Origin of the sequence: Sphingobacterium olei (genome assembly GCF_005048855.1) — a bacterium.
In the GTDB taxonomy this organism is placed as follows: Bacteria; Bacteroidota; Bacteroidia; order Sphingobacteriales; family Sphingobacteriaceae; genus Sphingobacterium; species Sphingobacterium olei.
Genome location: NZ_SUME01000002.1, coordinates 472,805 through 486,810 on the forward strand (window position 1 = coordinate 472,805; position 14,006 = coordinate 486,810).

General features: G+C 42.7%; 8 protein-coding genes. 1 reads left to right on the plus strand and 7 read right to left on the minus strand.

What is annotated here, in order from left to right; translation table 11 throughout:
* From FAZ15_RS06335 to FAZ15_RS06350, 4 genes are all read right to left on the minus strand, one after another.
* On the minus strand, positions 1–1,149 hold the full coding sequence (locus tag FAZ15_RS06335; RefSeq protein WP_136900469.1) for a CaiB/BaiF CoA transferase family protein: 1,149 nt from the start codon (positions 1,147–1,149) through the stop codon (positions 1–3).
* On the minus strand, positions 1,142–2,308 hold the full coding sequence (locus FAZ15_RS06340) for an ABC transporter substrate-binding protein (RefSeq protein ID WP_136900470.1): 1,167 nt from the start codon (positions 2,306–2,308) through the stop codon (positions 1,142–1,144). The genes FAZ15_RS06335 and FAZ15_RS06340 overlap by 8 nt, the downstream gene beginning before the upstream one ends.
* Positions 2,309–2,452: 144 nt before the next feature.
* Positions 2,453–4,333, minus strand: coding sequence for a RagB/SusD family nutrient uptake outer membrane protein (locus tag FAZ15_RS06345; RefSeq protein WP_136900471.1), 1,881 nt, complete (start codon positions 4,331–4,333; stop codon positions 2,453–2,455).
* Positions 4,334–4,376: 43 nt separating this feature from the next.
* Positions 4,377–7,502, minus strand: coding sequence for a SusC/RagA family TonB-linked outer membrane protein (locus FAZ15_RS06350; RefSeq protein ID WP_136900472.1), 3,126 nt, complete (start codon positions 7,500–7,502; stop codon positions 4,377–4,379).
* Positions 7,503–7,894: 392 nt separating this feature from the next.
* Here FAZ15_RS06350 and FAZ15_RS06355 point away from each other — a divergent pair, with 392 nt between their 5' ends.
* Complete coding sequence (locus FAZ15_RS06355) at positions 7,895–8,665, plus strand: IclR family transcriptional regulator (protein ID WP_136900473.1); 771 nt, start codon at positions 7,895–7,897, stop codon at positions 8,663–8,665.
* A gap of 78 nt (positions 8,666–8,743) precedes the next feature.
* Here FAZ15_RS06355 and FAZ15_RS06360 read toward each other — a convergent pair whose 3' ends face one another.
* The 3 genes from FAZ15_RS06360 to FAZ15_RS06370 are packed head-to-tail and all read right to left on the minus strand — an operon-like array spanning position 8,744 to position 13,950.
* Positions 8,744–10,324, minus strand: a complete 1,581-nt coding sequence (locus FAZ15_RS06360; protein WP_136900474.1) for a sodium:solute symporter family transporter — start codon at positions 10,322–10,324, stop codon at positions 8,744–8,746.
* A 36-nt stretch (positions 10,325–10,360) separates the two neighbouring features.
* Complete coding sequence (locus FAZ15_RS06365; protein ID WP_238387169.1) at positions 10,361–11,446, minus strand: Gfo/Idh/MocA family protein; 1,086 nt, start codon at positions 11,444–11,446, stop codon at positions 10,361–10,363.
* An 11-nt stretch (positions 11,447–11,457) separates the two neighbouring features.
* Positions 11,458–13,950: an L-rhamnose mutarotase gene (locus FAZ15_RS06370; RefSeq protein ID WP_136900475.1), complete on the minus strand. Its 2,493-nt coding sequence runs from the start codon at positions 13,948–13,950 to the stop codon at positions 11,458–11,460.
* Between the last annotated feature and the right edge of the window lie 56 nt (positions 13,951–14,006).

Here is a 14,006-nt window from a genome sequence, read left to right on the forward strand (position 1 = left end):
TCAGCTTTGCAAATAATCTTTTTTAATTTTTTCGTTATCTTGTCCTACCTGAGGCGCGGGCTTGTCTGTAAATAGGTAATGTCCATCGATGCAAAATACACTCCTCGTGGTTTGTAACAACGTGTCATCGTGTAGCCTTATGTTTTGTATCATACGTGCGTTGGCAAATCCTTCACTGTTCAAAAACTGATGGTAATCATTGACTGCCATGCACCAAATCCCCTCAGATTCGAGCAGAGATACCCATTCCGTTGCCGTCTTCTGAAGTACAACGTCACCAATTTCCTTCATAATGATATCGCGTGCAGAAAACCATTTATCTTTTTGCTGGTAATAATCTCCGGACAGATTCAAAATACTTGCCAAAAATTGCAAATTTCCCATAGCTAAGGCAAGATAGCCGTTTGCCGTACGATACAGCCCATAGGGAGCACTTAAATAAGCATGTCCTCCTCCGCGCACATTACTACGTTGCGGCAGCTTACCTCCGTCATTCATATGTGTCGTTAATACCTCAAATTGCATATCCAATGCAGATTCCAACAAGCTTACTTCTACCAATACACTTTTATGTGTACGCGAACGTTTCAACAGTGCCGCCAATATCCCTTGTGTCAAGTGGGTAGCACAATACATATCGATGACAGCCAAACCAAATGGCACCGGCCCATCATTTTCGTTCCCCGACAGCCAGGCTAATCCCGACATCGATTGTACCAACAGATCTTGTCCCGGTTTCTTGGCCCACGGCCCTTCTTTGCCATAGCCTGTTACCGTAGCGTAGATAATCTGGTCATTAATAAGGCATACATTCGCATAATCTAAACCCAACTTTTCCATGATGCCTGGCCTGAAATTATGTGTAATCACATCTGCTTTCCTAATCAATTGCTTGATGATGGCCAGATCTTGCGGATTTTTTAAATCTGCGGCAAAGGATTCTTTATTTCGGTTGATTGTGTGAAACACCAAACTGCTATCATCTACAAATATGTTTTTAATAGCAATCTGTCTACCAGACTCTCCTGCGCCGGGGCGCTCGATTTTGATCACGCGCGCGCCTAAATCGGCAAGACGTAATCCTGCAGTGGGTCCCGCCATAAACTGCGAGAACTCCAGTACCAACAATCCTTCTAATGGTCTATTCATTACTTCCAACTAATTGTAACGATTCTTTATACATGGTATTCAGCGTTGCTAATACTGATAGTTCATCACCACCATTTCTTAAATATTCAACCACTACATCCCCAGCATGATCTTGAAAATGCATATGACCATAATATCTCGGCCTTAGAAAAGCACGTTCCAATGTAGGCAAAGTTTGCCCAAAGAAATCTGCTGTCCGTCTATTTACCTCTTCGTCTTTCCAAGCCTTCAAGTGGCCAGGTTGTCCTCCATTTTCGACGTATATTGTAGCCTGTATTTCGGGTGATGCCACGAACTCCGCATATTTAGCCGCAACATCGATATGGTTTGATTTGGACGATATCGCTAATCCCGCTCCACCGAGCGTACTTATCATCGGCCCTTTTTCTCCCAAAGCGACCAGATCGTGGAAATGCAAGACTTTGCGTCCATAGCCATCACGCGAATAGTTAGAGTACCCGTACGCGAAAGGACAGTAAGCAATATCGTCATTGTTTACCATATCCTCGTATACCATAAAAGGATTTTTGTTATAAAAACGCTCATCAACATGATCAGCCAAGGATTTAAATAGTTTTAATGCCTTAACTCCAACTTCTTCGCTGATTATGCGCTCGGTAGTCAGGCAGGGGTCTTCTCCCAGTGAGCAGCAAAACATATAAAAACTCATCAGCACATCAATAGGAATCAGCGCAAAAGCCACTTTTCCTATTTTTGCCAACGCCAACAGCTCATCAAATGTTTTTGGAACCGCAATCCCTGACTCGGCCAACAAATCTGGCCGACTGGCCGCTACCGGCGTAGCCGCGTCAATGGGTAACGCCCACTGTAATCCTTCAAAATTATAACTGGTGTACGACTTACCTACACTATTTCCCTTCTGATCTTCCAAAAAAGCTTTGGAAAGCACCTCATCGAGGGCAACAACCCTCTTCTGCGCCGCAGCATGTCCCGTCCATGGATGATCAATGACCATAAGGTCGTATTCCTCGGATAGCTGTGCGATTGATTTATCTGCAAACTCCTGTAGGGTACGCTTCCTCCAAATGATTTCTACATTTGGATGCAATTCTTCAAAACGCTGCGCTGTCGCCACCATGGGCAACAGACCACGTGAATGCCCCCATGTAATCCCCTTCAATTGGATTTTCTTATTCATATGTAAATAATCTATTTTCTAAGTTGTTGTATAACGGCCTGTGTATTCAAATATAAATATATTATTTGAATATAAATTATTTAGATCACAAAGGCCTTGTTAATCACAAACAAGGCCTATACTCTTTATGTGTTCATACTATATTTAATAGGTCGTATTTTGTCCGAACTCAGCAGGATTGGCGATAGCATCCAAGAAAGATTGCGGAATCGGACGTACAACATGCTTAACTGGATCAAAAAACTGTATTTCCGGATTTGTTTGACGTAAATATGCTGTCGTCAATTTACCCATACGTTTCAGATCATACCAACGGGTTTGTTCTCCCGCAAGTTCCCGGCCTCTCTCAGCCAAAATAAGATCAAGAGAAACATCTCCTACACCCACAACCATCTCGTCTTGTCTTCCTTGTACAGCTGCACGCTTACGGATTTCATTGATATAAGTCTGTGCTTTATTTACGTCGTTGTTTGCAAGAAGTGCTGCTTCCGCAGCAATTAGATACACCTCACCTAGGCGAATAATCGGAACATCACCCATCCAATATTGGCGATCGTACACCCATTCTAGGCTAGAAAACTTCTTTAAAGACGGATAGACTTCTCTATGATAGATAGCCATGCTATTGCTTTCGGCAGTTACCCATTTACCTTCTGCATCAAACCAATCTGATGGGTCAACGATCCAAAATGGCAGATTTGCTTTTTCGGAAGCAGACATCACCCAGTTCGATGTCAATAGTGACAAACCATCCAACCAGCCGTCAGCATCGTTATCCACCATATTTACCAAACCATAGTGATTAATAGCCCGATTACCTTGTACCAAGCTGCTTCCTGTCGCTGCTGTATTTTTTATCACACGACCTATCAAATTTGGGTTTTTACCATACTGCGTCACCATATTCTGGCTAATCGTTATATCTCCCCAAGTGGCATTGTAAAATTCGTAAAAGAATGTTTCATTAAATCTGCTATCAGCCGGATTAGCTACTGGCTCGAATAACTCTGTTAGTAAATACTTCGTAGGCTTAAAGCTACGGCTATTGGCCCTTCCCAGCCATGCATCATTTTCTTGTGTACCCCATGGAGCGCCCGTTGTTCTTGCATCCATCAAATAATATTGCCGTGTTCTTCCCCGATTCCATCCCTCCGGATTACGACCATCAATATGATCGATAGCTTCAAGAAACAAAAACTCAGTATTGTTTTTGTTATTTGTGCCGTCCCATAATTTAGCAAAGCCTGAGCGTTGCGCATCGGATTGATAGAGCGCTACCCCATATTTTCCGGCATTGTTTATCAGCTCCTCCGCGGCTTCTAAAGCCTGACGGGCATACTCTTCTTTATCGCCTAATCGGGTACGCTGTAGTAAGGCTTTCGCTAACATAGCATACGCCGCTTTTTTAGACAAACGGCCACGTTCTGCGGCGGTCTTATCGGGCAAGTTTGCCGCTGCAAATTGCAAATCTGAAATAATCAATTCGTAAAATTCTTCTTCGGAACTCCGCGTTGGACTATTCTGGGGTCCTGATACCGTAGAAGGAATAGTAGTCAGTGCAACACCTCCAAACTGCTCTACCAGATGCCAATTTGCCCATCCCCTTAAGAAATAAGCTTCGGCGACTTTCGCATTTCTTTCTGCATCAGTATACTCTTCTACTAACGGCGCATAGTGAATGGCCGTATTACAATAATTTACTGTCGCATACATACCCTGCCATATCGTTCTCAACGTTCCTAACTCCGCATTCATATTACTATTATATAATATAAATCCATTCTCACTATTGGCAACATTGGTCCACAGATCGGTACCCATCTCCATCGCGCCAATTCCATCCACTTTTCCATAAAAGTAATACAGTCCGTCGTAGCAATAGTTAATTAAGCTCTCATAGCCATCTTTATATTTATAGGCTGTCTCCACGTCGACTGTAGAAGGATTCCATTCCTCTAAAGAGCAAGAAGAAAACCCAAAAACGAACAACACATACAGCGAAAATTTATAACATATATTTTTCATCGTCTTATTTTTTTCAATTATTAATACCACATCAACTCCGTTTTTAGAAGGATAGGTTTACACCAAATACCATCTGTCTGTACAGCGGGAATTCATCCGACGCACCGGTTTCAGGATCCATCCCTTTCAGTAGATGACTTCTCGTAATGATAATAGGATTGAACATCGTACCGTACACACGGCACCTTCCTAATCCAATTCCTTTTCCGATATTTTCAGGTAACGTGTATCCCAATGTAATGTTCTTGATTTTAATAAACGAACCATCAACTGTATTCATACCCAAGAGTGGGTTGGAATGATTAACTGTCCTATTAATGTATGGCCTCGGGTAATCATTGGTTGGATTTTCTGGCGTCCAATAATTGTATGCCGAAGGCATGTTAATGGCCCTATAGTCAAAATAACCCAATAGATCAGCATCTATATGTTGCCCCCATCGTGCAATCGTAAAGATGTTTAGATCAAATCCTTTATATAAGAAGGTATTTTGCCAGCCCGCTGTCCAACGAGGATCCCCCTGTCCTAAAATAGTTCGATCGTTTGGTGAAATAGAATAGGGATTTTGTGCCGTATACTCTACAGGTAGTTCTCCCGAATTATCCACCCACACGCCTTCATTGACTCTTGTCAAGTTAGTCTGCGTCTTGACGTCTCCCGGCAGCAAACCGAACGCCGCAGCATCTGCAGCCTCGTCCAACTGCCATATCCCCAATTTCTTGTAGCCATATAAGGTCTTGCTCGGTTTATCCATAAACAAACCCAAAGAAATCAGATCGTCCATCGACACCCCACTACCCAAATCTATCGATTTCACGCGTTCTTTGTTATAGGCGAAGGTCACCGTAGAGTTCCATTTGAACGATTCTTTTGCAATATTCTTGGTAATTAACGTCACCTCAATACCACGGTTGTTCATACGTGCAAGATTCGCGGTCATTTGATAAGATTGTTTTGGGGTAAATCCACCACTTGAAAACGGCAAATCCCTCGAATACAACACATCCCTCGTATCGGTATCATACAATTCAACTACAGCTTCTACCCTATTATTGAATAATCCCACATCTAGACCTATATTAAAGTTGTATGATTTCTCCCAAGATAGTAAAGGATTACCTACCGCACGTGTCAACACGCTGACGGGTAGCACTCCACCTCCAAGATTGATCTGATCTAAGCCTGTACTGGTCACCTCTGTCAATGTGGAATATGGAGCAATGCCGGAATTTCCAGAAACTCCATACGATGTCCTTAGTTTCAAATTGCTAATTACATCCTTTGTGTTTTCCATAAAGCTTTCATCACTGATTCTCCATGCTCCTGCCGCAGCTAAGAATGTATCCCAACGTTGCGCCAACTGCGATACACCATCAGTACGCTGTGTCAAAGTCAACAAATAACGTCCTTTATAGCCGTAGTTGATACGTGAAGCAAAAGACATACGTTTAGACGTCGAATAGCTCGAGCTAACGGCAGGCACCGTTCCGCCTTGTAGACTGTAGTACAAATACTCGTCGTACAAAAAGCCTTCGTTGTAGGCAAAAGAGTTTTCGGACTGATTATTTGCCCAAGAAGACACTAACGTTGCAGATAGGTCGTGGTCTTGTCCAAATTTGGTTTGGTAGTTAAGAATATTCTCCCAGACATATCCGTATCCTAAGTTAGTGGTATAGCTTGCATTTCGAACTTGCGCGGCACTACCGGCCAGCATCATGTAGGTACGATCACTATTGAATATCCCTGTCCTAGAATTACTTAGCGTCGCCCCTAATATAGAGCGAAATGTCAGCCCATTTGTAATATCTATGTCTATATACGGGTTGACCGTAACGACTAAATTCTTTGAATTGTTTTTCAACGTGTTCGGAATATCATCTGCGAGCAAACTTGGCATAGTCAATCCCTCAATCGGATACACATTGATATTTCCATTTGCATCATACACATCACCCACGGGAGCAATATCGAAGGTTTTATTCATACGGCTTGGACGCGATTCATTATCTCTCCACGTCAAACCCGATACGATCCCGCCCTTAAACCAATTACCAATTTTATTCGTCGCTCCGGCACGTACCGTAAATAAATCGGATTGATCGTTTCGGTAGATCCCTTTGGTCGAATTATATCCCATCGAGAAAAAGCCTTGTGTTTTCTCTGTTCCACCATTGACCGACAACAGATAATTTTGCTGTACACCGGTTCGAAGTGTCTCATCTACCCAATTTATCCACTTTCCCTCATCGATATACCTTCCGATCTGCTCGGGATTTAAGCTCCAGGCTGTCAACAATTCATTTCTATCGTTAGCATTTCGGCCATTTGTCGACACAAAGCTATCTTCTAAATATTGAAGCCAGGCATCCTGCTGTAAAGCTGCAGGATAACGTCCATTCGAATTTATCCCTGCATAGGCATCTAGGTTAATGGATACCCGTCCTGCCTTGGCCTGTTTAGTCGTGATGATAAATACTCCATTGGCACCGGCAGAACCATAAATCGCTGTAGAAGAAGCATCTTTAAGCACTTCTACACTTTCGATATCATTAGGGTTCAGATTGGTGATATTCCCGGGTATTCCATCAATAATGTACAAAGGGCTGCTACCGGCAGTCAACGACCTGTTACCACGCAGCAAAATACTGGCATCCGAATTAGCCCGACCAGATGAACGTGCGATATCCAATCCTGCCACGCGTCCCTGCAAAGCCTCAATCGGATTGGCAACTGGAGCCATAGCAATTTCTTCAGCCTTGACGGATGAAACCGCTCCCGTCAAGTCACGTCGTTTTACCGAACCATAACCAATGACGACCACTTCGTCCAATACTTCATCGCCTCCCTCAAGTATTACAGTAAGCGTGGTATCTCTTGTCACATTAATTGTCCTTCCAGTAAAGCCTACTGCTGAAAAACCGACAATGCCCGGTGCGGTAAGTTCGATTGAAAATCGCCCCCCATTGTTTGAAACAGTCTCCTTTCCTTCGTAATTAATGGTGACTCCAGGGATACCTTTCCCCTCAGCCGTGTTTATCTGACCACTGACTTTAATAGATTGTTGCTGACTTATAGCAAGATCTGCTGCCATGACAAACGGATAGTCTACAAAGCACAAAGCAACCGTTATTAACGTCAATAGCAGTACTTGTTTAATTGATTTTATCATAGAAATTATGTTTATGTTGTTAGCCTTCCTTAACGAACATACAGTCCCTCAAACCATTCGTATAAGAAAATACACCTTAATTTAAATTCAAATTTATCGCTATACGCCGTGCAAATCGTAAACATATTTATCCAATTATTCTAGCATGTTATCATAAAAATGATACCATATCATATTACATATTACAACATACATCCGAACCGTAACTGCATGATAAAACCAAAACCTGACTTAAAACAGTTTGAAATTCAATAAAACAACTAGTTAATAGAAATTCCACGAAATAAATGAAAATTAACAACCGACTCATCCTATGTCAATTATTCAGAATTGTTTGACATTATTCAAATCAATTGCTGTCACATAATTATTTTTATATCTTAGCACTATCCATGATCAAAACCGATAAATACAAAGCTCCAGCCCTGGAAAAGGGCTTAGATATACTTGAATTTTTAGCAGCACAATCCACAGCGCAGTCGCAGGCCGAGATTGCTCAAGGCCTGGATAAAAGCCCCAATGAGATATACCGTATGCTTGCTGCATTAGAATCTAGGGGATATATACATCGCGATCAAGTTTCCACGAAGTATGCATTGACCTTAAAACTGTATTACCTTTCACACCATGATTCTTTTATTGATAAGCTTCGATCAGCAGCCTTACAAGCGATGAAGGAAACCTCCACATTGATCAAACAACCCTGCCACTTGGGGGTATTATACAATGATAAGGTCATGGTCGTTGCATATAGCAAAAGTCCATCGCCTATAGCGGTTATTATCGAAGAAGGAAACCTGTACTCGGTTTCACAGACAGCTTCAGGAAAATTATTATTGAGCTTCTCGGAAAGTACAACGAAAGAACAGGCGCTGAAAACCGATAGTTATTACCAAACGCTTTCGAAAAAACAACGTGAAGTTTTTGAAAAGGAATTGAAGCGTATTACAGTAATGGGGTATGCTGAAATGCCAAGCCACTATGCTCAAGGCATTATCGACATAACAGTTCCGATTGGCAACAGCACATCGGGTATCATTGCTTGCCTTACGGTTGCCAAACTTCTCACTCTGCAACATGAAGATGAGATTTCTAATGCTAAGATACTAGAAGCTTTATTACGTTGTAAAACGGAGATTGAAAGTAATCTGGGTCTGTCTTAAAAAAGAAGCTGCCTCCTATCTTTGTCTTGGACAAACATAGGAGGCAGCCCTTGTATTCAAGTTTTCTTACGCTTTTAACTATTTAAACAAAATATATAAGGCGATCATTACCACAAATAAAATACCCCAAGCCCATTTCACCTTTTTTGATGGTTTTTCCAATGTTATAAACTGCTGATCCAGGTGTTCTAATTCGTACTTAGATGGCTTTACGGCCAAAGAGACTACTATACCAATACATACAAGTGCTACGAACAGATAGAAAGAGAGCATTAAATAATGTGGCCAAAAATCATATTGATCTTTCGGAAACACCCAAAGATAACAGATGCCTATCCCTAGACTAAGTACTGATCCAAAGGTTAGCAAAGTGTTTACCGCAGCTTTATTCGTCCGCTTCCACAGTACGGCCAATAAGAATACCGCAGCCAGTGGAGGAGCTATAAAACCCAGAATAGATTGGAAGACGTCGAAGAGATTAAGTCCCTTAATCTGATCGATGGCAATTGCCATCAAAACGGCAACCAAACATCCCACGATAATCGTATAACGCCCTACTTGTGTAATTTGTTTACCTACCGCATCCGGATTAATATGTTTGAGGTAAATGTCCATTGTGAAGACTGTACTCAGCGAGTTAAGCGACGATCCAATTGTCCCAACCAATACGGCAATCAATACCACGATGACCAAACCGTTCAGTCCAGTCGGAAATAAATTTGTCACCATCGTCATATAAGCCAGCGCCGGATCTTCTAAACCCGGAAAAAGTATATAACAGATGATGCCCGTTAGAATAAATAATGGGAGAGACAAGATCTTGAGCCATGCAATAAAGTTCACGCCCAACTGTCCCTGTTCCAAGCTTTTAGCCCCCAACACCGACTGAACCATCGCTTGGTCGGTACAGAAAAACGCGACTGCAGCAACGGGATAGCCCAAGGCAATTGCATACCAAGGGTAATCGGGATCATTCGCCGGTCGGATCAGCGACCAATAACCGTCTGGTGTTTGATCAATCAAGGCTCCGATTCCTCCTATCTTGGACAGGCCTAAAAAGGTCAATAAAGCGGACACCAGTATCAATAAAATCATCTGAAAGATATTGATTTTCGCTACCGTGCGTAATCCTCCGGTATAGGCAAATAGCCCTGCTAAAGCTACCAGCACAATGACACTTTGCCACATCGGAATACCCAAGATCTGTCGCACAAGAAAACCTCCTGCAAATAACCCCAAGGATAACCAAGAAATCAACATCTTGACCAACGAGTACCAAGCTAAAATGGTCTGGGTTTGTGAACCATAGCGATTGCCCATAAACTCTGGCAATGTTCGTACATTCGAAGCCAAGTAGCGCGGAGCGAATACGACGGCTAACAGGAATAGGAATACAAATGCGTACCAATCAAAATTGATGGCGACAATACCTGTCGTATAGCCTACTGTGGCAAATGCAAGCAACATTGAGGGGCCCACATTCGTCGCCCACATATTGAATCCAATGCTATACCAACCCAACGATTTACCGGCCAAAAAGTGTTCGGCACCTTCTTCTTTCTTGCGCGAAGACAGCAATCCGATAACCAACAACGCAACAAGATAACCGATAACGATAATATAATCGTATAGGGTTAGTTTTTCAAGTATGGTGTTCATATGCGTGTAATTTATCTTTTAACGATCATGAATATTTCATCGTACGTTTATTGGATTAACACCAAAACGTTCAAGCAAATCTTTCGGCCTTACGGGCTTACCGGTCGTCAAAGACTCATCCATGGCCTGTAACAACGCAATCGTACCTATCCCCTCTTTCATATCCGGGAAAGCAGCCGTCCTGTTTTGAATCGCCTGACCAAAGTGTTCCAAATAATTTTGATATTCACCGGCATGATGGCTTTTACCTTCAAAACGAAAGTAATGTTTTAGCTTATGCTCCCATGTTAAAATACGTTCCTCACCTGTACGGTCTGTAATAGCATAACGCAAATCCATATAATCGGCCTGACTAGCACCTTCTGTACCACGTAGGATACAGCTCATCTCACTATCCCGAGTTACTGGCTGTACCGGACCTGTATAAGCACCACTCACACGAGCAATTCGACCATCTTCAGCTTTGAAAATAAAATGCATCGTATCGTGATTCTGCAATCCTCCTTTTTTTCCGTTTGCGCTCAGCATACCATAGCCCATCACCTCTTCAATATTGGGTAGGTACCAGCGTATAAAGTCTACCGGATGACTGAGACCTCCATACAGCCATTTGAATTTTGCCTGCAATGACCATGGCTTGTCCAAAAACCAACGGTGATCGGCATGGTAATAACCCTCAATAGTAATGAGATCTCCAATAAGTCCGGCTTCAAAGTCCTGACGTTGTTTTTTAACAGGCTCAAAGAAACGCGAACTCTGCCCCACAAAAACTCGTTTGTCTTTCTGTTCGGCTAGGGTTAACAGCGCATTGGCATCCGTTAGATTATCGATAAACGGCTTTGTACAGATCACATGTTTGTCGTGCTCCAATGCTAGCTGAATATGCGCAGCATGCAAATGATCCGGTGTATAAATTGCGATGGCATCAATATTTGGGTTATTGAGCATATCATCATAATTGTTTGTATAGGCATGGAAATCAAATTCTTTTGCCCGTTTACGGCCCAACTCTTCATTCAGATCACAAACCTGTACCAACTCAATCTGCTCACTCTGCAATGCTGCTGACATCGTACTGCGACCTTCTCCCAGTCCTAAAATACCTAATCTTAACTGTTTCACTGTTTGCTTATTTATTTTTTATAAAAAATCCATGTTTCATCTGCTGCCGTTCCTTTGATCCCCTCCTGAAAGCCACCCATCAGCTTATTCCATTCTACAACCTTCGGATTGTCCTTAATGGTCAACGGATCGATATCCTCAAATCGACTGCCTTTTGGAAAAGATATATACAACATCAATTGGTTGTCCTTTCTGTATAACAATACCTCTTCAAATCCAGCGTTACAGAATCCGTTGGCGACCTCTGGCCATTGTTCGAACTGTTTATCGTGGTAATCATAATACATGTGCTGCTTCTTCTCATCATCGATCAACTTAGTCGTTAGCAAGACATAATCTACATCTTTCTCTTCTCCGGTATCTCCACAGCGGGAGCGGTCGAAGGTGTAAAACAAATCATCGAATACCTTAAATTCGATCTTTGGATAATTTGCAACCCAAGCACTGGCTATTTTTTTACCGATCCCGTCATCGGTCTTAATGAGACGATAATCCTTCCAACGGTAGGTCTGTTTAGCATCTCCTCCTTGACCGCTTACAAATCGAGCCAGCTCATCGTCGGAGATCTGGCCGTTCGGATCATAAACCTGTACAAAAACAGGCTTTGTGAATGGAACATATACATTAAATTTTGCTGATGCCGAAACTTCCTTTTTGTACGGCAGTAAATGCCGATATGCGGCTTCTAACCCCGCATTCGCTATTTTATCAGACGAAACATCCGGGCCATTATTCTTCCATTCGACGGATGGCCCGTTTGCATTTTGTAGTATTTTATATTCGGGAAACCAATTGTCCGATACATTCATGTAGGCCGAACCTTCGTCGGTATACAGATAAAACCAATGGTCGGGAATATGGGCATAGGGTGACACATAAATACTGTCTATCCGATTTTCTTGGATCTTAGTTCCGGGTTGGGCAGATAAGGTGTAAATACCTGCTACGTCGTACATAAACTTACCGTACCGGCTGATTCGATTACGCCGGACGCTATTGTTCTTCATACTATTGACCGTAGGTGTCCAGCCCCAACCTAAGCTAATACCTGTGTAAGACAAATCACTTAGGTCATTATTAGAAATATCAATATTACGTACAAAACCGGCACCAATGCCTAAAGCACCCCAATCTTCGTTAGCTACATTGTTAATTACATTATTGCGTATCATCACCCCATCCGTTAGGATCCGTTCGTCTTTTGGAACATACGGCAGATGCGCCTCGAACTGCTCATCCGAAAATTTCCCTAACAACACGGCATTACCCCCTATGTCTTGTAAGACACTACCGATTAATTGGTCCTTAATGTTACCCTCTTCATAATCTACACCTGTCGCAGCCAAATGTTGGAAGTGACAACTGATCAATGCAGTATACGCAGTATTTTTCAAGGCAACCGCTGCCTTCGGCCGCCCCACCCAGGCTTGGTTTTCCAAGCCTTTCTTATCGGGAGTGCCCGGGATCTGCAGCTTGTAAGCATCTATAAAATACATGCCCGCTTGAAGGGCGACATGTCCATGTGTATGAGGCCGCAACCAAGAGGTGTGCTGAAACTGGATACCTTCTAAGCTAATATGTGAAACAGGCTCTTCTTGTGTGCCTGCAAATTGCAAAATCGTCTCCAGATAGGGAACGATGATCTCCACTTGATTGAGGTCTTCATCAGCTTTTTTATAATAATAGATCTTATGGGTGTCTTCATCCAAAAACCACTCGCCTGGCTGATCTAAAAATTGAATGGCATTGACCAGTCGAAATGCTGAATTCCCATGCTCTGCCGACAGCCATGGTTTGGGCCAAGGGTGTTCGCTTTGAAGTTTGCTTTCCGGTTCATGGAAAGCCAGGATGATACTATCTTTGGTTACTTTGGCATCTTTTACACGAAGTTGCGCAATAGCCCACCACTGGTGGATAAAGAACTCCATGCCTTCTTCAAATTGGAAGTTTTTAAAGACATTCGGAATAGTGGCAGTCTGCTGCTCAAAGTTCCAATTCAAAATCCGGGGTAACTCATAATCGTGGTGGCTCTCTGCTCGTATTGCTTTCTGATCACCTACCCACATTTGACGAAACGGAAAAAACTTTCCGCCTACACGCGGTGCATCTGCAACATAGACATTCTTCCCCACTTTCTTCCACCCGCTTACAGGCACTCCTCCAGAAAAAACAACATCTTTACCAATAGCTTTGATGTGGGTTGGACTTTGTGCTGTTCCGCTATCTTCCGGTCGAATTAGAATGGTTTGTGCGGGACGGTATACCCCATCTTGCAGCAAGATCTGTACACCTTGTGCTACTTTTGGATCTCGCAGCCTTCTCCATTCCCGCACCTGTCGCAATGCATCTTCTAATGTCGCAAAGGGAGATGCGACACTGCCATCCCGTTTAAGCGACTGGGTCTTAGCACCGACATGAATATCAGTCGCGACAGCCTGATTACCAACAGATAAAGCAAGAAGAAATACTAAAAACAGAAATAGTCTATATTTTGTTCTATTCATTTTCGTTTCATTTTTTTATAACTATACATTACGTCACTTCGACGATAGGAGAAGTC

Excerpts from the sequence above, each read along its gene's own strand:
- FAZ15_RS06335 (WP_136900469.1), bottom strand. The coding sequence starts at position 1,149 with ATGAATAGACCATTAGAAGGATTGTTGGTACTGGAGTTCTCGCAGTTT.
- FAZ15_RS06340 (WP_136900470.1), bottom strand. The coding sequence starts at position 2,308 with ATGAATAAGAAAATCCAATTGAAGGGGATTACATGGGGGCATTCACGT.
- FAZ15_RS06345 (WP_136900471.1), bottom strand. The coding sequence starts at position 4,333 with ATGAAAAATATATGTTATAAATTTTCGCTGTATGTGTTGTTCGTTTTT.
- FAZ15_RS06350 (WP_136900472.1), bottom strand. The coding sequence starts at position 7,502 with ATGATAAAATCAATTAAACAAGTACTGCTATTGACGTTAATAACGGTT.
- FAZ15_RS06355 (WP_136900473.1), top strand. The coding sequence starts at position 7,895 with ATGATCAAAACCGATAAATACAAAGCTCCAGCCCTGGAAAAGGGCTTA.
- FAZ15_RS06360 (WP_136900474.1), bottom strand. The coding sequence starts at position 10,324 with ATGAACACCATACTTGAAAAACTAACCCTATACGATTATATTATCGTT.
- FAZ15_RS06370 (WP_136900475.1), bottom strand. The coding sequence starts at position 13,950 with ATGAATAGAACAAAATATAGACTATTTCTGTTTTTAGTATTTCTTCTT.